The 21257-nt window shown below is 70.4% G+C and carries 20 protein-coding genes and 1 tRNA gene; 10 read left to right on the forward strand and 11 right to left on the reverse strand.

Annotated elements, in window-relative coordinates:
* Complete coding sequence (locus tag SFY69_13800; GenBank protein ID MDX2133114.1) at nt 1–870, reverse strand: M24 family metallopeptidase; 870 nt, start codon at nt 868–870, stop codon at nt 1–3.
* A 62-nt stretch (nt 871–932) separates the two neighbouring features.
* Here SFY69_13800 and SFY69_13805 point away from each other — a divergent pair, with 62 nt between their 5' ends.
* Complete coding sequence (locus SFY69_13805) at nt 933–1436, forward strand: hypothetical protein (GenBank protein MDX2133115.1); 504 nt, start codon at nt 933–935, stop codon at nt 1434–1436.
* Here the strand turns inward: SFY69_13805 and hutI are convergent.
* A complete protein-coding gene (gene hutI / locus SFY69_13810) occupies nt 1360–2601 on the reverse strand; it encodes an imidazolonepropionase (protein ID MDX2133116.1) in 1242 nt (413 codons plus the stop codon). The genes SFY69_13805 and hutI overlap by 77 nt on opposite strands.
* Nucleotides 2598–3437 carry an arginase family protein gene (locus SFY69_13815; protein ID MDX2133117.1) on the reverse strand — a complete coding sequence of 280 codons (840 nt, stop codon included), beginning with the start codon at nt 3435–3437 and terminating at the stop codon, nt 2598–2600. The genes hutI and SFY69_13815 overlap by 4 nt, the downstream gene beginning before the upstream one ends.
* A 440-nt stretch (nt 3438–3877) precedes the next feature.
* Here SFY69_13815 and SFY69_13820 point away from each other — a divergent pair, with 440 nt between their 5' ends.
* The 4 genes from SFY69_13820 to SFY69_13835 all read left to right on the forward strand — a co-directional run bounded on the left by SFY69_13820 (nt 3878) and on the right by SFY69_13835 (nt 9608).
* The gene (locus SFY69_13820; GenBank protein MDX2133118.1) at nt 3878–4942 is read left to right on the forward strand and encodes a prepilin-type N-terminal cleavage/methylation domain-containing protein; all 1065 of its coding nucleotides are present in this window, start codon (nt 3878–3880) and stop codon (nt 4940–4942) included.
* A gap of 110 nt (nt 4943–5052) precedes the next feature.
* Nucleotides 5053–6663, forward strand: a complete 1611-nt coding sequence (tyrS, locus tag SFY69_13825) for a tyrosine--tRNA ligase (GenBank protein MDX2133119.1) — start codon at nt 5053–5055, stop codon at nt 6661–6663.
* 36 nt (nt 6664–6699) lie between these two features.
* Entirely contained in the window at nt 6700–9033 is a 2334-nt protein-coding gene (locus tag SFY69_13830) for a glycoside hydrolase family 31 protein (protein MDX2133120.1), read from the forward strand.
* Entirely contained in the window at nt 9030–9608 is a 579-nt protein-coding gene (locus tag SFY69_13835; protein ID MDX2133121.1) for a TIGR00730 family Rossman fold protein, read from the forward strand. The genes SFY69_13830 and SFY69_13835 overlap by 4 nt, the downstream gene beginning before the upstream one ends.
* A gap of 4 nt (nt 9609–9612) precedes the next feature.
* On the opposite strand, the gene SFY69_13840 is transcribed toward SFY69_13835, so the two are convergent.
* Nucleotides 9613–10938, reverse strand: coding sequence for a dihydroorotase (locus tag SFY69_13840; GenBank protein MDX2133122.1), 1326 nt, complete (start codon nt 10936–10938; stop codon nt 9613–9615).
* Between the two features lie 208 nt (nt 10939–11146).
* On the opposite strand from SFY69_13840, the gene SFY69_13845 reads away from it, so the two are divergent.
* A tRNA-Pro gene (locus SFY69_13845) sits at nt 11147–11220 on the forward strand.
* 228 nt (nt 11221–11448) lie between these two features.
* Here SFY69_13845 and SFY69_13850 read toward each other — a convergent pair.
* Together SFY69_13850 and SFY69_13855 are read right to left on the reverse strand one after the other, a co-directional pair.
* Nucleotides 11449–11874 (reverse strand): response regulator, encoded by a 426-nt coding sequence (locus tag SFY69_13850; protein MDX2133123.1) that lies wholly within the window; start codon nt 11872–11874, stop codon nt 11449–11451.
* A gap of 99 nt (nt 11875–11973) precedes the next feature.
* Nucleotides 11974–13995, reverse strand: a complete 2022-nt coding sequence (locus SFY69_13855; protein MDX2133124.1) for a PAS domain S-box protein — start codon at nt 13993–13995, stop codon at nt 11974–11976.
* A gap of 756 nt (nt 13996–14751) precedes the next feature.
* On the opposite strand from SFY69_13855, the gene SFY69_13860 reads away from it, so the two are divergent.
* From SFY69_13860 to SFY69_13875, 4 genes are all read left to right on the forward strand, one after another.
* Nucleotides 14752–15753, forward strand: a complete 1002-nt coding sequence (locus SFY69_13860; GenBank protein MDX2133125.1) for an alpha/beta hydrolase — start codon at nt 14752–14754, stop codon at nt 15751–15753.
* Between the two features lie 177 nt (nt 15754–15930).
* Complete coding sequence (locus SFY69_13865; GenBank protein ID MDX2133126.1) at nt 15931–17142, forward strand: hypothetical protein; 1212 nt, start codon at nt 15931–15933, stop codon at nt 17140–17142.
* A gap of 176 nt (nt 17143–17318) precedes the next feature.
* The gene (locus SFY69_13870) at nt 17319–17807 is read left to right on the forward strand and encodes a hypothetical protein (GenBank protein ID MDX2133127.1); all 489 of its coding nucleotides are present in this window, start codon (nt 17319–17321) and stop codon (nt 17805–17807) included.
* Nucleotides 17808–17863: 56 nt separating this feature from the next.
* A complete protein-coding gene (locus SFY69_13875) occupies nt 17864–18760 on the forward strand; it encodes a cation diffusion facilitator family transporter (GenBank protein ID MDX2133128.1) in 897 nt (298 codons plus the stop codon).
* Between the two features lie 20 nt (nt 18761–18780).
* On the opposite strand, the gene SFY69_13880 is transcribed toward SFY69_13875, so the two are convergent.
* The 5 genes from SFY69_13880 to SFY69_13900 all read right to left on the reverse strand — a co-directional run.
* Nucleotides 18781–18996 (reverse strand): ATP-dependent Clp protease adaptor ClpS, encoded by a 216-nt coding sequence (locus SFY69_13880; protein ID MDX2133129.1) that lies wholly within the window; start codon nt 18994–18996, stop codon nt 18781–18783.
* Nucleotides 18997–19248: 252 nt separating this feature from the next.
* Nucleotides 19249–19665, reverse strand: a complete 417-nt coding sequence (locus tag SFY69_13885; GenBank protein MDX2133130.1) for a RecX family transcriptional regulator — start codon at nt 19663–19665, stop codon at nt 19249–19251.
* A 68-nt stretch (nt 19666–19733) separates the two neighbouring features.
* The gene (locus SFY69_13890; protein ID MDX2133131.1) at nt 19734–20051 is read right to left on the reverse strand and encodes a tetratricopeptide repeat protein; all 318 of its coding nucleotides are present in this window, start codon (nt 20049–20051) and stop codon (nt 19734–19736) included.
* A gap of 45 nt (nt 20052–20096) precedes the next feature.
* Entirely contained in the window at nt 20097–20774 is a 678-nt protein-coding gene (locus tag SFY69_13895; protein ID MDX2133132.1) for an HD domain-containing protein, read from the reverse strand.
* A gap of 116 nt (nt 20775–20890) precedes the next feature.
* The coding region (locus SFY69_13900; GenBank protein ID MDX2133133.1) for a hypothetical protein at nt 20891–21257 on the reverse strand (367 nt) is incomplete at its 5' end.

Consider the following 21257-nt stretch of genomic DNA (forward strand, 5'->3'; position numbering starts at 1 on the left):
CTACCGCAGGATCACGTCCGCCACATCCTCCAACCCCTCGGTCAGCACCCGCGGCGCGCCATCCGTGATCAGCACGTCGTGCTCGTAGTGCACCGCCAGCGACCCGTCCTCGATGAACACCGGCCAGTCCGTCAGCTTCCGGTTCCCCTCGAACGCGTGCTGCACCGTCTTCCCGCTCGTCACACCGATCATCGGCTCCACCGCCACCAGGTTCCCCGCCTCCCACCGGTGCCCCGCCTCCGTCCACCCGTCCGGACGCAGCGGGCGGTGGTTCAGCAGGTGGGGCGGCAGGTGCAGCCCGCGCCGCGACCGCTCGTCCTCCTTCCGCCCGATCCCGTGCCCGCCCCAGTTCTCCACGCACCTGAACCCGTACTCCTTCTCCACCACGTCCTGCACCGTCACCGCCCAGTCCAGGTACGCCCGCCCGGCGCGCAGCGTGTCCACGCCGCGCCGCAGCGACTCCTTCCCGCTCCGCGTCAGCCGCGTCAGCAGGTCGCTCGGCTCTCCGAACACGTACGTCCACCCCGCGTCGCCCACCCACCCGCGGTACCACACCCCGATATCCACCTTCAGCACGTCCCCAGCCTTCAGCGCCTCGCGGTAGTACCCCGCCGTCCCATGCACCACGCACGAGTTCACGCTCAGGCACGCGTGCGACGGGAACGGCGGGTGCCCCGCGATCGTGTACCCGCGGAAGCACGAGCGGCACGCCAGGTCCTCCAGCGTCCGTCCCACCCACGTGTCGATCTGTCCCAGCGTCTGCCCGTGCGCCAGAAACTCCGACAGGCGGCGGTGCACCTCGACCACCTTCTGCGCCGCCGCGTAGGCCGATTCAACCTCACTCTCGTTCAGGATCGGCACCTTCGGCATCAGGGCCCCATGGTAGGTCGCGCCTGCCGCATCCCCGCGCCCGCCGGGCACGAATCCCTCCGGTGATCCGCCTCCCCTCCACAGACGACGCGCACGCCCCCGCGCCCGTGCTCTGGAGATGGCACATCCCCTCCCCGCATCCGCTCGCCCGCCTCGCGCCCTTCGAACCCTTCCTGCCCCTCGCCCTCGCCGTGGCCTACGTCGCCGTCGTCCTCGCGATGGCCCGCGCATTGGGCCCCGTCGTCGTCGCCGTCCTCGTCTTCTCCCCCTTCGCCGCGCTCCAGGTGCTCCTCGCCTTCACCCTGCTCACCTGGAGCGTGCGCGCCGTGCGACGACACGTCGACCGCTCCCGACGCGCGCTCCTCCGCGACTCCCGCTGCGCGTCCTGCGCCTATTCACTTCACGGCGCCCCGCACGCCGCCGACGGGCTCGTCACCTGCCCGGAGTGCACCGCGCGCTGGGACCTGCGCCCGCGAGGCGGGGCCGTCGTCATCCGCCCGTTCGAAGCACCACCCGCCCGGCGCACACCACCATCGCCACCGGCGCGCCCCCGAGCGAATGCGTGAGGCTCCGCGGGTCGCCCTCGCGCAGCAGCACCAGGTCGCCGCGCATCCCCGGCGAAATCGCCCCTCGATCCGACAGCCCCAGCACCGCCGCCGCATTCACCGTGCACGCCGTGATCGCCTCCCGCGGCGTCAGCCCGCACAGCCGCACGCCCAGCCCCGCCGCGAGCGCCAGCGACGCGCACGGCGCCGATCCCGGGTTGCGGTTCGTCGCCACCGCCGCCGCGCCCCCCGCGTCGATCAGCCCGCGCAGGTCCGCCGCCTTCCCGCCCGCCGAACGCAGGTGCACCGCGCACGCCGGCAACCCCACGCCGATCACCGAACTCGCCCCCAGCCGCGCCAGATCCTCCGCCGTCGTCGCCTCCAGGTGATCGATGCTCACCGCCCCCACACCCAGCGCCAGCCCGACCCCGCCCATGCTCGTGAACTGGTCCGCGTGCAGCCGCACCGGATGCCCCAGCGACCGCGCCGTTTCAAACAGCCGCCGCGCGTCCTCCACGCTCCACGCCCCGCGCTCGACGAACGCGTCGATCGCCACGCCCGGGAACTCCGCGTGCACCGCGGGCAGCGTTTCCTCGATCGTCTCGCGCACAGACCCCGGCCGATCCGGGTCGATCGCGTGCCCCAGCAACGCCGTGTGCACGACCGTCCCGGGAAACCCGGCCGCCGCCTCGTGCGCCGCGCGCAGCATCTTCAACTCCTGCGCGCCCGTCAGCCCGTACCCGCTCTTCACCTCGATCGTCGTTGAGCCCAGCGCCAGCATCTCGCGCAGACGCTCCCCGAGCAGATCGCGCAGCGTCCCGACCGACGCCTCCCGCACCGCGCGCACCGTCGAGAAGATCCCACCCCCCGCCGCCAGAATCACCTCGTACCGCTCGCCCCGCAGCGTCCGCTCCCACTCGTCGTACCGGTCGCCCGCCCAGTTCGCGTGCGTGTGGCAATCCACCAACCCCGCCAGCAGCACCCGCCCCGCGGCCTCGATCACCTCCGCCCCCGACGCCGAGTCTTCGCCCACCGCCGCCGTTCCGGTCGGTCGCACCGCCGCGATCACCCCGCCGCGCACCACCACGTCGTGCCCCGGCAGATCAACCAGCCGTGCCATCGCCCCGCCCCGCTGCACGCCCGGCGCCGACGTCACCACCCGCGCGTTTCGAATCACCAGCGTCATGCGCACCCCGCCACGCCGCGCAGGAACTCCAGGAACACCCGCGCCGCCAGTCGTGCCGTGCGCCCGTCAACGTCCAGGGTCGGGTTCAGCTCCATGATGTCAAAGCACCGCACGCGCCCCGACGCGCCCAGCGCCCGCACCGCGCCCAGCACCTCCGCCGTCGCCGCCCCGCACGGGTTGATCGCGCTCACGCCCGGCGCCTCCCCCGCGCCGAACACGTCCATGTCCACGCTCACGAACGCCGCCCCCCGCGGCAGCACATCGCCCGCCGTCGTCTCCCGCCCGCCGTGCGCACGGAACCACTCCACGTGCGCCCGCTCGTTGGCGAACGCGTCCATCCCGACGATCGACAGCCGCCGCACGCCACACTCGCTGATCAGCCTGCGAAACGCCATCCCGCTCCCGACGCGCTCGCGCACATCCAGGTGCGCGTCAAAGTACACGCCCTCGTCCAGCGTCCGCCCCGCCCGCCGCTCGTGCTCGATCGTCGCCCGCGCCAGCGGCAGCGTCAGGTCGTGCCCACCGCCAACCCCCACCGGCAGCAGCCCCGCGCCCAGCAGCGCCCGCGCCGCCTCCTCCACGCGCGCGTGCGTCGCCCGCAGCGCATCCTCGTCCTCCCCCGGCGCCGGCTCCACATCACCCGCGTCGAACACGCCAGGCCATTCCCACCCCGACGGCTCCGCCACGCCGTACCGCGACAGCGCCGTCCGGAACGCCCCCGGCCCGCCCGCCGCACCGCGCCGCCCGTTGTTCAGCCGCACCCCGAGGTCATCCGCCAGCCCCAGCAGCCCGACCCGGCAACCCGTCGGGTCACCCGTCACGATCCGCGACGCCATCCGCGCCGGCGACATCGGACGTGGCCAGACACCCGGGCGAACATGCGGCACGTCCATAGTCCTCGCATCCTACCTCCCGGCACGCGACGCTTCCCCGAGTGAGCCGCGAGTCTCCCTCCGCGAGCGCCGCTCACCAACCCGTGCACCGGCGCGGCGTCAGTTCGACCGCCGCCAATCGTCGTCACCGATCCTCGCCGAGGGCTCCGATGTCCTCGTTTCCCCCTGCATGACCGCCTAGCACCCGCCGAACGCCCCCGTCGCGTGTCGTTTGCGCTCGAATCGCCTTGCGTGAAATGTGCCGTTCGTTTAGAGTTTCCACCGAAGGTAGACGGATTGCCGGATCGGAGACGTCTCCCGTGGGGTCCGGCATGGTGTTTCTCGGTTCCCGGCGCTCGTCCGGGCGTTCGTCTCGGTGCGGTTTTTCTCAGGGAGGCTGCGTAATGAATCGGCGGCTCGACCGACGCGTGGTGGGCTTTACGCTCATCGAACTCCTGGTGGTCATCGCGATCATCGCCCTGCTCATCGGCATCCTCCTGCCCGCCCTGGGCAAGGCACGCATCGGCGCCCGCGCCCTCAAAGAGCAGTCCGTCGCCCACAACATGGTCATCGCCTGGGCCGCCTACTACACCGACAGCCGCGACAAAGTCCTCCCCGCCGGCTGCCACTGGGCCTGGAACCACTCCTTCAACGTCTACAGCATGTACCCCGCCGACCCCTTCGAGCGCGGCACGTACATGTGGCACTCCATCACCAAGACCTGGCCCTGGCACCTCATGGGCAACAACTACTACCCCCACGAGATGCTCCAGCTCGACAAGCCCACCTTCGCCGACTTCTTCTCCCGCCCCAAGAACCCCAGCAGCACCGGCATGTTCCGCGACTACGGCTCCAACACCTACACCGCCGCCCTCGGCTTCCACCCCTCCCTCGGCTACAACGGCGTCTACATGGGCGGCGCCTACCAGTTCGGCGCCTTCCGCGGGCAGCGACCCGGCAGCGGCCTCCCCGGCACCGAGTACGGCGACCCCACCCCGGGCGGCAACCCCCGCGTCTCCGGCGGCAACTTCTACGTTCAGAAGGCCGCCGACGTCGCCCGACCTGATCAGATGCTCACCTTCGTCTCCGCCCGAGGCGGCGACGTCCGCGACGGCTCCTTCTGGTCCTGGGGCGCCACCATCCCCAACTCCGGCACCGTCCGCCCCGGCTACTTCATCGTCCTTCCTCCCAACCGCCACCCCATGGGCCGCGCCGGCTTCAACACGCCCTACACCCTCGGCGGCGGCTGGTCGGCCGCCACGTCCGACAACAACTTCCGCGAGAACACCGTCCCCGGCACCTGGGGCATGATCCACCCCCGCTGGGTCAAGCGCGCCGTCACCGCGCAGGCCGACGGCTCCGTCCGCATGCAGTCGATCGAAGACCTCCGCGACATGCGCAAGTGGGCCAACATGGCCCGCGACGCCGACTGGCAGTTCCCCACCAGCGCCACCCAGATCAACTGGTAAACGCCCACCGGGCCCGCCACTCCCACGTCCTCTGCACCCCCGCCCCGGCGGGGGTGTTTGTTTTCCCACCACGCCGCTCCCCGCCCACCGCCCATCTACGCTCTCGCCCGATGACCGACTTCATCGACGAACTCATCTGGCGAGGCCGCTTCCACCAGGCCACCGACGAACCCGGCCTCCGCGCCCACCTCGCCGACCCCGCCACTTCGCCCCGGCGCGCGTACATCGGCTTCGACCCCACCGCCGATTCCCTCACCGTCGGCAACCTCACCCAGATCATCACCCTCGCCCTCTTCCAGCGCGCCGGGCACATCCCGGTCGTCATCGCCGGCGGCGGCACCGGCCTCATCGGCGACCCGTCCGGCAAGACCGCCGAACGCACCCTCCGCACCCGCGACGAGGTCAACGCCAACGTCGAGAAGCAGAAGGCCATCTACTCGCGCATCCTCGATTTCTCCGCCGCACGCCCGAACCGGGCCAACCTCCTCAACAACGCCGACTGGCTCTGCGAACTCTCCTACCTCGACGCCCTCCGCGACATCGGCAAGCACTTCTCCGTCAACATGATGATCCAGAAAGACTCCGTCCGCGAGCGACTCCACAACCGCGACCAGGGCATCTCCTACACCGAGTTCTCCTACATGATCCTCCAGGCCTACGACTTCCTCCACCTCTACGAGAAGCACGGCGTCACCCTCCAGATGGGCGGCAGCGACCAGTGGGGCAACATCGTCGCGGGAACGGACCTGATCTCTTCAGCGGGGATTGAGAGCCTGGCTCGATGCTCGCATTTGTCGAGGCAAGCTGCGACCGTTTCTGGCGCTGACGAGGAACTTGAAACGGAGTGGCAGCGTTACCATTCTGCTGGCGGGTGGCCCTGGTCGAGTGGTGACAGTGGGGGGGCTGCGTCCACCACCTCGATTCTTCCCGACGGCACGGTCCTTAGGTTCCCGCCAGAGATCCAGAACATGTACGCGAACGCGCGTGGTAGGTGGAACGCCTTCGGCCTCACCACCTCCCTCATCACCAAGGCCGACGGCGGCAAGTTCGGCAAGACCGAGTCCGGCGCCATCTGGCTCACCGCCCCCGCGCCCGGCGAATCCTCCACCAACCGCACCAGCCCGTACGAGTTCTACCAGTTCTGGCTCAACACCGCCGACGCCGACGTCCCCAAGTTCCTCCGCACCTTCACGCTCCTCCCGCGCGACGAGATCACAGCCCTCGAGGCCGCGCACGCCGCCGACCCCGGCAAGCGCGACGCCCACCGCGCCCTCGCGCGCCACATGACCGACCTCCTCCACGGCCCGACCGAACTCAACCGCGCCGAGGCCGCCGCCCGCGCCCTCTTCAGCGGCGACGTCCGCTCCCTCGACTTCGCCGCCATCCAGCAGATCGTCCGAACCCTCCCAGCCGACAAGCAGGGAGTTCCCTCCCCGACCGATCCCGCCGGCTTCGCCGCCCTGAAGTCCGGCGGCCTGCGCGCCCAGGACCTCATCGCCGCCAGCGGCGTCTGCGCCTCCAACCGCGAGATCAAGGAGTCCCTCGCCGCCGGCGCGATCGCGATCAACGCCACGCCCGTCACCTCCGCCGACCAGCGCTTCACGCCGGCCGACCTCGTCGCTTCACCGACCGGCGACTCATTCATCGCCCTCGTCCGCCGCGGCAAGAAAACCTGGGGCAGCGTCGTCATCCGTCCCGACCCCTCGTCACCGGCCCCCTGATCCACGCCAGGCCACGCCGACATGGACGCCTCGACCATGCCGCCCCGACGACCCGACCAGCACGAGGCACGCGACGAACCCGTCGGCGAGATGCTGGGCCAGCGCACCGCGCGCTTCCACGCCTCCGCCGACGCGCGCGACAACGCCCTGCCCTCCTACGCGCTCCTCGCCGAGCCCGCCGCGCTCGGGCCGCTCCCGCCCGTCCCCGCCGACTTCCCCGTCCGCCCCGCCTTCAGCGCGGGCGTCCACAACCACGCCGCGCGCATCGCCATCGCCCCCGGCACCTCGCTCTACGCCACCGGCGAGTGCACCGGCCCGCTGCTGCGCAACGGCCGTCGCACCGTCGCCTGGAACTTCGACGCCTACGCCTTCGACGACACCTCCGCCCACCTCTACCAATCGCACCCGTGGGTCCTCGCCCTTCGCGCCGACGGCTCCGCCTTCGGCCTTCTCGCCGACACCACTTACCGCTGCGAGATCGACGCCGCCTGCGACGATCCCCTCGCCGTCCAGTTCCGCGCCGAAGGACCCGCCTTCCCCGTCATCGTCATCGACGCTCCCTCCCCGCGCGACGTCCTCCGCGAACTCGCCCGCCTCACCGGCGCCATGCCGCTCCCGCCGCGCTGGGCCCTCGGCTACCACCAGTGCCGCTACTCCTACTACCCCGACGCCGAGGTCCGCCGCATCGCACGCGGCTTTCGCGAGCACCGCATCCCCTGCGACGCCATCTGGCTCGACATCGACTACATGGAAGGCTTCCGCGCCTTCACCGTCGACGCCGCGAAGTTCCCCGACCCGCGCGCCCTCACGCATGATCTCGCCGCCGCCGGGTTCCGCTCCGTGTGGATGATCGACCCGGGCCTCAAGCACGAGCCGCACCACGCCGAGCCCGCGCCCATCACACCCGACGACGCGCTCGCAACACCGTCACCGCCGTGTTCCGCCCGCGTCGTCACCTCCACCGATCCCGCGCCGCCCGCGCCCGCCATCTCCAAACCCGCCGAGCTCGCCGCCCACCGCGCCCGCCTCATCAGCGGCGACGAGCACCGCGTCTGGGTCACCCGCGCCGACGGCTCGCCCTACACCGGCGAGGTCTGGCCCGGCCCATGCCTCTTCCCCGACTTCACCGCCCCGCACGTGCGACAGTGGTGGGGGACGCTCCACCCCGCGCTGCTCGCCCACGGCCCCGCCGGGCTCTGGAACGACATGAACGAGCCCGCCGTCTTCGGCGTCGCCTCCAAGACCATGCCCCTCGACGCCCGCCACGCCGGCGACCCCGGCATGATCACGCCCGCCGGAACGCCGCAGGGGCCCGACCGCGCGCGAGAGGGCGCCCACGCCCGCTACCACAACGTCTACGGGATGCAGATGATCCGCGCCACACGCGACGCCCTCGCCGCCGCGCGACCGCACGCTCGCCCTTTCGTCCTCACCCGCGCCAACTACATCGGCGGCCAGCGCTACGGCGCCACCTGGACCGGCGACAACACCGCCAACTGGTACCACCTCGACGCTTCCATCTCCATGGTCCTCAACCTCGCCCTCTCGGGCCAGCCCTTCAGCGGCCCGGACATCGGGGGCTTCATCGGAAACGGCAACGCCGCCCTCTTCGCCCGATGGATGGGCTTGGGCGCCCTCCTCCCCTTCTGCCGCGCCCACACCGCCGTCGGCACCATCCAGAAGGAGCCGTGGGCCTTCGACGAGCGCACCACCAGCACCTGCCGTCGCGCACTCCAACGCCGCTACCGCCTCCTCCCATACCTCTACACCGTCTTCCGCGATTCCAGCCTCAGCGGCCTGCCCGTCGCGCGCCCCGTCTTCTTCGCCGATCCCGCCGACCCCGCCCTCCGCGCCGAAGACGACGCCTTCCTCCTCGGCGACGATCTCCTCGTCGTCGCCGCCACCGCGCCCGGCGCCGCGTCCCGCTCCCCCAGCCTCCCCCGCGGCGTGTGGCGCGAGATCGACCCAGCGCACGACCCCGACCTCCCGCGCCTCTTCATCCGCGCCGGCGCCATCATCCCCTGCGGCCCGGACCTCCAATGGTCCGACCAGCACCCTCTCGACCCCCTCACCCTCCTCGTCTCGCTCGACGAGCACGGCCACGCCACCGGCGATCTCTACGAAGACGCCGGCGACGGCCTCGGCTATCAGCACGCCGAGTTCCGCCTCACCCGCTACCACGCCGCCGCCGACCCCCACACCCACGCCGTCACCATCCACGCGCACCGACAGGCTGGCGAATGGACCATCCCGCACCGCGCGCTCCACGTGCGAATCATCTCCGACGCCGGCGTCGTCGAGCGAACCGGAACCGACGGCCACCCGCTCCGCGTGCCGCTCGACCCATCCCCCTCGGGAGACTCTCCGTGACCGCGCCCATCGCCGCCATCGCCGTCTTCTGCGGTGCCAGCCACGGCGCCCGCCACGAATACACCGCGCAGGCCTTCAACCTCGGACGCGCAATCGCCTCCCGCGGCCTCACCCTCGTCTACGGCGGCGGACGCGCCGGCCTCATGGGCGCCGTCGCCGACGCCTCCCTTGGCGCGGGCGGACGCGTCATCGGCGTCATCACCGAACTTCTCAAGGGCCGCGAACTCGGGCACACCGGCATCCACGACCTCAAGGTCGTGCCCACCATGCACGAACGCAAGATGCTCATGGCCGACATGGCCGACGCCTTCGTCGCGCTCCCCGGCGGCCTGGGCACCCTCGACGAACTCTTCGAGATCCTCGCCTGGGCCCAGCTCGGCATCCACACCAAGCCCGTCGGCATCCTCAACGTCGAAGGCTACTACGACGAACTCATGGCCTTCCTCGACCACGTCGAACGCGAGAACTTCCTCCGCCTCAACCACCGCACCGAGGTCGTCTTCGAGCGCGACGTCGACGCGCTCCTCGACCGCCTCGCCCACGTCCGCAGCGCCGGCGCCCGCTTCCCCGCCTAGCCCCTCACGCCCGCGACCTCCGCCGCGAGATCCGGCCCTCGTCGCTCGCGTACGCGATCTCCCCGCCCACGATCGTCACCGCCGCCCGCCCACGCAGCCGCCGCCCCAGAAAGGGCGTGTTCGACGACATCCCCGCCAGCGTCGCCCGCGACAGCGTCCACTTCGCGTCGGGATCGATGATCGTCACGTCCCCCGGCCCGCCCACGCTCAGCGTCCCGATCCCCATCGCGTCCAGGTTGCACAGCCGCGCCGGCTCGATCGTCAGCAGCGCGATCAGCCGCGCCCACCCGATCGCCCCGCTCCCCACCAGCGCCTCCGCGTACAGCGCCAGCGCGCTCTCCAGCCCCACCAGCCCGAACGGCGCCTCTTCCATCGGCAACTGCTTCTCGTCCGGCGAGTGCGGCGCGTGGTCTGTCGCCAGCACCGTGATCGTCCCGTCCGCCACGCCCGCCCGCAGCGCCTCCACGTCCGCCGCCTCGCGCAGCGGCGGGTTCACCTTCGCCAGCGTCTCGTACCCGTCGCACGCCTCGTGCGTCAGGTGCAGGTGGTGGGGCGACGCCTCCGCCGTCACCGGCTGCCCCGCCGCCCGCGCCCGACGCACCAGTTCCACCGACTCACCCGACGAGATGTGCTGCACGTGGTAGCGGCATCGCACCCCGCGGTTCAGCCGCAGGTCCCGCTCGATCACCACCTCTTCCGCCACCCGCGGCCAACCCCCCAGCCCCAGCCGCGTCGCCACCGACCCCGCGTGCATCACCGCCCCGCGCGTCAGCGTCGGCTCCTGGCAGTGCTGCATGAACGCCAGCCCGGTCCGCGCCACCTCGCCCAGCACCCGCGCCATCATCCCCGCCGACGCCACGCAGTCCCCGTCATCCGAGAACCCCACCGCCCCCGACCGCGCCAGCAGCCCGATCTCCGCGATCTCCTCGCCACGACGCCCCAGCGTCGCCGCCGCCACCGGAAACACGCGGCACACCGCCGACTTCGCCGCCCGATCGATCACGAACCGCAGGTTGTCCGGCGAATCCAGCGCCGGCGTCGTGTTCGGCATGCAGCACACCGTCCCGAACCCGCCCGCCACCGCCGCACGCGACCCGCTCGCCAGCGTCTCCTTGTGCTCCGCCCCAGGCTCGCGCAGGTGCACGTGCGGATCCACCAGCCCCGGCGTCACCAGGCACCCCGCCGCGTCGATCACCACCTCCGCCGCGCCCTTCGGCAGCCGCTTCCCGATCGCGGCCACCTGGTCCCCCTCGAGCGCCACGTCCGCCACGCCGTCATAGCCCGACGCGGGATCGATCACCCGCCCGCCAGTCACAAGGATCGCTGCCATGCGGGCCCAGTGTACGGCCCCGTACCTCGCGCGACGGACCCGCACCTCCGACCTCCACTCTCGCAAGCCAGTGCCGCGGCACACCCTCCGCCGACGTTTCCCATCGCCCTCGCTCCCCAGCGAAAGGCCCCGCCCAGCCGCCGCTTCCCGGACGCCCCCGCCCTCTGGCCACCCGCCCGACGCACGCCTACCCTGCCTTTCACGACAGCGGGGTATAGCGCAGCTTGGTAGCGCGTTTGACTGGGGGTCAAAAGGTCGGCGGTTCAAATCCGCCTACCCCGACTTCTCGAGAGATCAAGCCCTTCGACGAGCACGTCGAAGGGCTTTCTCGTTACGGGACAATCACTTGCGCGTCGTTGACACAGTTTAATCGAGCCACGACAAACCGGGGTCTTGAGGCGTACCCCCTGACGGGATTTGAACCCTCCGCCGGCTGCATCTGCGAATAGCCACCCTGAATGGCACAATGGTCGCTTGGTGATACCGGCTGGAGCTGGGGATTCGGTCGTTCTAGCGCCACGTTGCAAAGGGGATGTGCTCGACCTTGCCTCGCGCCGCCGCGCGGATCGCGCCGAGGATCACCGGAACCTGAGCGTCCTTCGAGAGAAAGCCGCAGGCCCCCGCGTCGGCAGCCGTGTCAGCGGCGTCCTGATCGTCCCGCCCGCTGAAGACAACGACGCGTGTTGTCCAGCTCCCGGCCCCGCCGCCAAGTTCACCAGGCCGCGTGAGGCCCGCCGTCATTTCGTGCAGGGCCGCCATCGGGTCTCTCCCGGGCATCTTCATATCCAAAAGCACCACGTCTGGGCGCCGCCTTTCGACTTCTGCCGCGAGGTCGTCGGCGGTGTCGAGGCAGCCGACGCACTCCATGTCCGGCTCGCGATTGATGCACCGGTCCAGGATCGAGGTGATGTCGCGGCTGTCGTCCACGCACAGCACGCGGATCTTCGTGGTGGCGGTGTGGACGGATAGGTCTTTCAGGGTGGTTCCGATCGGGAAGACTGAGGTTGAGAAGGACCGGTCAGTTCACGGCCATGTTCACGCCCGCCTGCTGGGCACGGCCATCATCTTCTCCAGGTCCTTGAAGTCCACCGGCTTGACCAGGTGCCCGTCGAAGCCTGCCTCGCGCGCGAGCGCGACATCGGACGGGCGGCCGTAGCCAGTGATGGCGATCAGCCGCATGCGCCCGCCCGCGTTGCCGAGCCGGGGGTCCGAGCGCAGGCGCCGGGCCACCTCGTACCCGTCTAGGCCGGGCAGACCGATATCCAGGAGCAGCACATCCGGGAGCCATTGCAGGGCGACGTTGAGGCCATCGGGGCCGGTATGGGCGGATTGCACGCTGTAGCCGTTCTGACGCAGCGTGCTGCAGAGCATGAGCACGAGATCGATGTTGTCGTCGACGACCAGAACCCGCAAGCCGTCGGAATGCGACCCGGCCTCCGCGGGCTCTTTGAGCACGGCCGCGAGAGGCGGCGTCACGATCGGCAGCCTCACGGTGAACTCGCTCCCGCGTGCATTCGTCGTTTCGCCCTCGACTGCATTCGGGGGGCTGTGCGCCTCGATGGTCCCGCCGTGCAGTTCGACCAGACGGTGCGCCAGCGAGAGTCCGATCCCCAGGCCGCCCTCGGAACGGTCCAACGAGCGGTCGGCCTGCGTGAACAGGTCGAAGATTCGCCCCCCGCGGAGCATCTCCGCGTCGATGCCGACGCCATTGTCGCGCACCCGGACCTGCACGTGGTTCGTGCCGCGCGGGTGCTCGCACCAGACTTCGATCCTCCCGCCGTCGGGCGTGTACTTGGCTGCGTTGTTGAGGAGGTTGATGAAGACCTCCTCCATGCGGGTCGGATCGGCGTTGGCCCAGACGTGGTCGGGGAAGAGCTTGAGGACCACCTCGTGCTTGCGCGCCTGAAACAGGGGAGCCGCCGTTTCGGCCGCGTGCCGGATGACCTCGTTCAGGTCCACGGTCTGCAAGCGCAACCGGATGCGCCCGCTGACGACGCGCGATACTTCCATGAGATCACTGATGATCTTGGTGAGGTTGGCCACCTGCCGCTCGATGATCTCGCAGGCCTGGCGCTCGATGATGTTCTCGCGCCCGGCCCGCTCCTGCGCACGCAGCAGGTGGACGGCCGCGCGGATGGGCGCCAGCGGGTTGCGCAGCTCGTGGCTGAGCATGGCCAGAAACTCGTCCTTGCGGCGCGATTCCTCCGCCAGGGCGGCGGCCTGCTCCTGAATCTTCTTCTCCATCACCACGCGCTGGGAGATATCGCGGACGTTGCACTGAGCGACCAGCACGTCGCCCTCCTGGTACACGTTGGCGACCACCTCGACCTCGACGGTCTGACCCCGCTGGTTCAGCAGGGGCAGGTGCTCGTAGCGGATGTACTTTTTCTCCTGCAACTCCCTGAAGGCCCGCTTGCTCGCATCGGTGTCGCCGAAAAGACCGATCTCATGAAGTTCCTTGCCCAGGAGCTCGTGCGCATCGATCCCCACAAGGCCGCCCATGTAGGCGTTGGCGTCGGTGATCTTGCCGGTCTGGGCGTCGAGAATGAGCACGCCGTCCTTGGCGGCCTGGAAGAGGCGGCGGTAGCGCATCTCGGAGCTGCGCAACATCTGGTCCAGCTTGTAGCGCTCGGTGATATCGCGGAAGACCAGGACCGCTCCGGCGACCTCGCCCTTGTCGTTCCTGATCGGGGCCGCGCTGTCGTCGATGTTGCGCTCGGTCCCGTCCTTGCTGATGAGCACGGTGTGGTTGGCCAGGCCGATGATCAGGCCTTCTCGAAGCGCCCGCAGCGCCGGGTTCTCCACCTCGGCGCGGGTATCCTGGTTGACGATGCAGAAGACCTGCTTCAGGTCGCGCCCGACCGCTTGCGCCTGCGTCCAACCGGTCAGCATCTGGGCCACCGGGTTCAGGGATGTGACCTTGCCGTCCCGATCGGTGGTGATCACCCCGTCGCCGATGGAGGACAGTGTCACCCGGAGCAGCTCTGCTTCGCCGAATTGGCGAGCATCGGCGCCCGGACAGGGTGGGGTGGGGTGGTTCTCTCCGCTCATGGCCATCCCTCTGGGGTAACCGCAGACAGCGGCTCGGAAGGGCCGGAGTGCCCCGCGCATCCGGAGCAACCTGATTGTAGACTGTGCGGCCTCGCACGCCGCGCGGCCTGTTTTCGCCCGGGTGGTGTCCGGCCCATGCCGCCACACTCGCCGCCGTGACCCTGACGGCGCTCCCGTCGTGACGCGAGGTGTCCGCGCGTGCGGCTTGGCCGAGTCGCGCCAGTCCTCTTTTACTTCCTTGATGCTCAGCAATCGGCGTATTCCCGGCTCCCAGATGCGAACGCACACCAAGAACAGTTCTATTGGTGTACTGTCACCCCGATTCAGCAGACCAGATTGGCCTCGGCAACCGCCGGGGCCATCAGTGTTTATAAGCTCGGTGGCGTCCTGTCGCCGGAAGTAACACGTTCGCAATATATACACATGGATCGTCGTCTGACGTCTGACGTCTGACGCCAGACGTCCATCGCCTTCGGCCTGGCTGATGTCACTCGACTCTCCAAAGCCTCCCCGCAGCCAGCGCCGTGTCCCGAGCCGAACACCCCCGTCCGCCGCCGACTCCTGCCGCGACACGGCCGCGGCACTCGACGCTCGCCCGTAGCGCCCAATACGGCCTCGCGCCGTGCGATCCCCGCGCCTCGTCGCACGCTCCGCCCCCGGCTGTCACACGGGCCGCGGCCCGCACGTCAAAGGGTCGCTGCCGCGACCCCCGGTGGACGCGTCGGGGCGTTTCCCCGACCAGCCTTTCTCCAGGAGCCGATCATGTCCGCTCGCCGAACCCGCAACTCGCTCCGGTATCTCCTCGCCGTCGCGGCCGTCGCCGGCACGGGCCTGCTCATCGCCGCCGCGCCGAGCGCCCCGGAAGAGGCCCGCCAGTCGGTCGCCCCGGCGCAGGTCCTCCCGCCGCCCGTGCACTACCGCTCGGTGACGATCGACGGCCTCGACATCGCCTACCGCGAAGCCGGCCCCGCCGACGCCCCGACCATCCTCCTGCTCCACGGGTTCCCCACCTCGTCGCACATGTTCCGCAACCTGATCCCCATGCTCGCCGACAAGTACCGCGTCATCGCTCCCGACTACCCGGGCTACGGCAACAGCAGCATGCCGTCCGTCGACGAGTTCGACTACTCGTTCGACAACCTCGCGCAGGTTGTCGACAAGTTCACCGGCGCCGTCGGCGCCCGGTCGTTCGTCATGTACGTGCAGGACTACGGCGCGCCCATCGGCTACCGCATCGCCGCGGCCCACCCCGAACGCATCAGGGGCCTCATCGTCCAGAACGGCAACGCCTACGACGAGGGACTCAAGGAGTTCTGGGATCCCTTCAAGGCACACTGGAAGGCCCAGACGCCTCAGAGCACCGCCGCCCTCGCCAAGTTCCTCGAGATCGACGCGACCAGGTGGCAGTACACCCACGGCGTCGGCGATGAATCACGCATCAGCCCCGACACATGGAAGATGGACCAACTCGGGCTCGATCGCCCGGGCAACAAGGACATTCAACTGCGCCTGTTCCTCTCGTACGGCACCAACCCGCCGCTCTACCCCAAGTGGCAGGAGTACTTCCGCACGCACCAGCCGCCCACGCTCATCGTCTGGGGCAAGAACGACTACATCTTCCCGGCCGACGGCGCCGAGCCCTATAAGCGCGACCTCAAGAACATCGACTTCAACCTCCTCGACACGGGGCACTTCGCGCTCGAAGAAAAGGGACCCGAGATCGCCGCAAAGATCAGGGACTTCATGGCGTCGCGTGTGAAGTAGCCCCGCCGCCCGCTCCACACCCCCGCCGCTCGATCTGATCCGTGCGAGCCGAGCGTCCCCGCGCAGGCCCGAGAGATGCACTCTCGGGCCTTGCCGTTTTCGCCGACGTTCGTACAGTGTTCTCCGCGCGGGCGAACAGGCGCCGCGCGCACAGGCCCGGCTCGGAGAGAAGACCCCATGCGCTCCATCGCCGCACTCATCCGACTGTCCCTCGTGTGCCTCGCGGCGATGGCGGCACGGCCCTGCCCGGGCCAGCAGGAGTTCACCCACTCGATCCCCGGCTCCACCGACCTCCGCCCATCGACGTTCTCGCTCTGGATCCCCGACATCCCCGGCGCATCGCCCGTTCGCGGCGTCCTCGCGATCAGCGACTACGAATCCGGCCGCGAGATGTACGACGACGCGCGTTTCAGGGCCTGGGCAACCCAACAACACTTCGCGCTCGTCCGCTTCGATCTCCGCAGCCGCGATGCCACGCTCAACCTCGCCAAGACGCAGCCCGCCGTCGATCGCCTCTTCGACGCCGCCTTGCCGCACTTCGCCGGCGTCGCAGCACGCCCCGAGCTCTCCCAGGTCGGCGTCATCTTCACCGGGCTCTCGCAGGCGGGATGGCAGGCCGTGGCGCTCGCCGACCTCGCCCCCGCCCGGACCATCGCCGTCCTGCCCATCCACGACTCCACCGGCGAGCGCGCGCCCCAGCAGGCGAACGTGACCACGGGCCTCGGTGTCCCGGCGCTCCACCTCGTCGGCCGACACGACAACGTCAACATGGGCACGCTCGACGCGGGAACGCTCTACGCGCAGACCATCGTCAACTTCGTCACCACCAGGCGCGCCGCCGGCGGGCTCGTCTCGTATCTCGTGCGCCCCAGCACCACCCACACGCAATGGGAGGGGAACCAGCCCCACGGGGTGCCGATCATGCTGGATTGGCTCTCCGCCGTCGTCGCGCGGCGCGTCCCCGCAGACCCGACGCTCCCGCCCATCGCGCTCTCCACCGACGACGGCTGGTCGGGCAGTCTCGAGGTCACCTTCGCTTCCAGCCTCCCGTGGATCTCCGTCGTCCGCGCGAGCATCGCGCCCTTCTGCGCGCTCGATCCGTCAACGCATCAGAGCCGCTTCTGGCTCCCCGGCTACGCCTTCGCCACCCAGTGGCACACCTATCTGCTCACCGGGCAGCACGCCCCGCACGGCCCCGCGTGTCCAGAAGGGCCCCCCGGGCCCGACCTCACCGGCGACTGCTTGTCCACCGTCGACGACCTGTACGCCGCCGCCCAGACGCCCGCCGACATCGATCGCGACGGCCTCATCACCCCGCAAGACACCGCCGCCCTCGCCTGCTGGTTGCGTCGGGGCGAGTTCGCCGATCTCGTCGCCGCCGGCCCCTGAGCCGGGCCCCCGCCCGGCGCGTGCCGCCTTCGCTCGGGCCTTCCGACGAACCACGCACCAGTTTCTCGCGCTCAACGGGCTTCCCGCGGGTGCAAGGCCGAACCTCTCTCGCGCGAACAGCGTTGAAACGCCCGGTTGCCCGGCCGCGCGGCAGCCTCGCCACCCGGAACCCGTGCATGAACGAACAGAGTCGCCCCGCCAGCAACCCCTCCCACCTCGACCCGCAAGCCGCGTTGGTCGCATTCCTCAAGGGCCGCTCGGCGCCTTGCCCGCGATGCGCCTACGACCTGCGCGACATCCAGACCGCAAACTGCCCGGAGTGCGGCGAGCCCCTCGTGCTCATGGTCGGCTCGCCCAACGCCCGCTTCGGATGGCTCGTCCTCGCCATCGCACCGGGCTGCTTCTCCGGCGTCGCCGCGATCTTTGTCCTCATCCCCGTCTGCATCCACCTCCTGAATCCCTCGCCCGCGGCCAATGGTGTCTGGGCCCTTATTGCCGCCGACGCCTTCGGGTTCGCCAGCGCCGCGTCCATCGTGCTCATGTACCGCGCCCGCCATCGCATCATGGGCTGGCCGTCACGCCGCCAGGCGGCCTTCGCCGCCGCGGTATGGGCAGTCCACGTCCTCGCCCTCGCGCTCCTCATCCTCGGGATGCGATACCTGTGAGAGCCCCGCTCGGTGAAAGAGCAAAGCACGCACCGGTTGTCCCTACCGTTCCACGGATGTCGATCGCTCAGCTCAAACGCAACACCGTGATCGGTCTTGCCCTGAGCCTGCTGCTCGCGGGGGGTAAGTTTGTCGCGGGCCTGCTGGGGCACTCCAGCGCGCTCGTCGCCGACGGCGTGGAGTCGCTCGCCGACACCGTCGGCTCCATCGTCGTCTGGCAGGGCTTCCGGGTCGCCAGCCGAGATCCCGACGACCGCCACCCCTACGGCTACGGCCGTGCCGAGACGGTCGCGGCGTTCTCCGTCGGCACGCTTCTCGTGGGTGCCGCGGTCGTCATCGTCATCAAGGCCTTTGCCGAGATGTTCACGCCCCACACGCCCCCCGCCTCCTGGACCCTCTTCGCACTCGTCGGTGTCATCGCCGCCAAGGAAGTGCTCTTCCGCGTCGTACTCCGCGGGGCCGAGATGTTCGACTCCGACGCCGCCCGCGCCGACGCCTGGCACCACCGCGCCGACGCCATCACCTCCGCCGTCGCCATCGTTGGCGTCGCCATCGCCATCTGGGGTCCACCCCTCCTCGGCCGCACCCAACTCGTTTTCGCCGACGAAGTCGCCGCCATCCTCGCCGCGGGCATCATCCTCGTCACCGCCTCGCGGCTCATCCGCCCGCCGCTGCTCGAGTTGCTCGACGCCTCGCCCCCCGACCTCGTCGGCCGCGTTCAGGAGTCCGCCGCGCGCGTCGAGGGCGTCCGCCTCGTGGAGAAGGTCCTCGCCCGCAAAAGCGGCCGCGGCTACCACATCGACATGCACCTCCACGTGCCGCCCGACATGCCCGTGCGCGACGCCCACATCCTCTCGGGCAAGGTCAAGGCCCGCATCCGCGCCGAGCAGCCTCGCGTCCTCAACGTACTCATCCACATCGAGCCCGACGAAAAACCTCACGAGCCCGCGTAGCGGCCGGCCCGATCGTGGTTTCACGCCGGCTCGATCGTCGCCGTCAGCCCCGCGCTCTTCAGCCGCTCCACGTACAACTCCGCCAACTCGCGGTGCGTCGTCGCCACCAGCGCCACGCCCTTCCGGTGCGCCTCCAGCATCACGTTCACCGCCGGCTCGAACCGCAGCGACACCACCGTGATCAGCGTCCGCACCACGTGCTCCATCTCCACCGCGTCGTCGTTGTGCAGCAGCACGCGAAACGGCGGCAACCGTCCGGGCCGCGGGCCCGCGGAGGCCGGCGCGACCCCGCCGCTCGGCGCAGCCGCGGGTGCCGCCGGAGCAGGCGGAACCACCGGATTCTCCGCCGCGGGCGGCACCGGTTGAGTGCTCGTGGTCGTTGGCCCTTCAGCAAGCCTCATGCGCAATCTCCCAGGTCCCCCATCGTAGGACGCGCCGCCGTTTTCGCCCAAACACGACGCGCCGCGAACGCCCCGCGGCCGCCGCGCTCAGTCGCACGCCTCGCCCTCCAGCGCCGCCTCCACCGCGGCCAGCGCCGCGTCTTCCTCAAAGCCGCGCCGCGCCAGCACGCCCAGCACGCGCCGCCGCCGAGCCTCGATCGACAGCCCCTTGGGCTGCTTCGCCGCCGCTTCCTGCGCCGCCCGGTGAGCCAGCTCGGGCTCGATCCCGTGCTTCTCGAGCGCCCCGCGCAGCCACGCCGCGCTCACCTTCCGTCGCGCCAGGGTCGCCCGGCAGAACGCCTCCGCCGCCCGCGCGTCATCCAGCACGCCGCCGGCCACCAGCCCCGCGATGATCCCCGCCGCGCACGCCTCGTCAGCGCCCCACGCCGCCAGCCGCGCCCGCGCGGTCCGCACGCTCATCTCCCGCTTGCCCAGCGCCGTCAGCAGACGCTTCTTCAGCCGCAAAGTTGGATCGCCCCCGCGTCCGCGGCTGCCGCCGCCGGCCCCGCCGGCTCCGGCTTCGCCTCGCGCCCTCACGCGTGCTCCAGTTCCATCACCAGTGAGCCCAGTTCGCTCGTCGCCTTGGCGTCGCCCGCGCGCGCGGCCGCCGCCTGCCCCGCTTCAGCCACCGCCACCGCTTCCTCACGCCGACCCAGCGCGCTCAGGCACCTCGCCTTGAAGAAATACGCGTAGAACGTCCCCGCGTCGGCCTCCAGCGCGCGATCGAACATCGCGATCGCCTCCGCGTGGTTCCCCGCTTTGGCGTGCTCCTGCCCAAGCCCATACAGCACGAACGCGTCCCGCGGATCACGCTCCAGAAGCCGATTCAATTGCACCATCCGCGGGCTCATGCCGAAATCGTACTCTCAGTTCCAGCCTCCCGGAACGTCGCCGGTTCACTTCATCTGCCCCGCCCGCCTCGCCGGCAGCGCGATCGGACACGTCTCGTTGTGATACGCCGTGATCCACGCCACGTTTCCCGCCTCCACCAGCGCCGCCAGCGTCTCCACGGACTCCCCGCAATACCACACCCCGCGCTTGGCCCGCAGTTCCAGCAACGCCCGCCTCGCCGCATCCGGGCCCACGTCGCTCCGATACGGCCTCACGCTCGTCATCGCGTCGAACGCGTCGATCACCGCGAAGTACCGCGCCGCCAGCGGAATCGCCTCGCCCGCCAGCCGATCCGGATAACCCGTCCCGTCCTGCCGCTCGTGATGATGCCGCACCAGATCCAGCACCAGCGGGTCGTCCTCGCCCGCGGCCACCAGCATGGCGTGGCCGTCGGCCGCGTGCCGCTCCATGATCGTCCGCTCCGCCGCCGTCAGCGGCCCCGGCTTCTGCAGCACCTCGTCGGGAACCGTCAACTTCCCCACGTCGTGCAGCGCCGCCGCTCGTGTCAGCCGCTCGATGAGTCCGTGATCCAGACCCGCCCGCTCCGCCATCGCGCGGGCGTAGAGCGACACGCGCCACGTGTGCGCGGCCGTCGCCATGTCCTTGCGGGCAATGGCCTCCACCAGCGTCGCCGTATCCGCAAAGTCCAGACGAAGCCTCCAGTCACCCGCTCCCCCGTGCACGCCGCACGCCAGAATACCCCACGCCCCGGCATCGCACCAGCCGCCACGCCGCCCGCGTCAAGTCCAGGCCTTTCGCCAGCGTCCGTCGCGTCCGATAGCCAGCACGGTCGCGAGATTCAGGCCTCGATCGCGTACCGCCTCACCGGCGGCTTCTCCAGCCCGCTCACCGTGCGCCACAGCGGCTCTTCACCCTCTTCGCTCAGCCAGCACTGAAACGGGCCATCGGGATCCTCAGCCGCGAGGTCGAGCGACGGCCCGCCGACGAACACGGCACGGTGAATGAGCAATCGATCTTCGCTGGCGTACTCCGCCTCCGCCGCTACGCCCGTCAGCGCGTCCACCAGCCGCGCAAACAGGTCCGGATCCGCACGCATCAGCATGTCGGCATCCCGCCACACGTAGTAACGGTGCTTCACAATGTCCGCGTCGCCGCGGATCGTCCATTCCCGCGGCCTGCGCCTCAGCCGCTCGATCACCCCGCCC

This window comes from Planctomycetota bacterium (assembly GCA_033763975.1).
Taxonomy (GTDB): domain Bacteria; phylum Planctomycetota; class Phycisphaerae; order Phycisphaerales; family UBA1924; genus RI-211.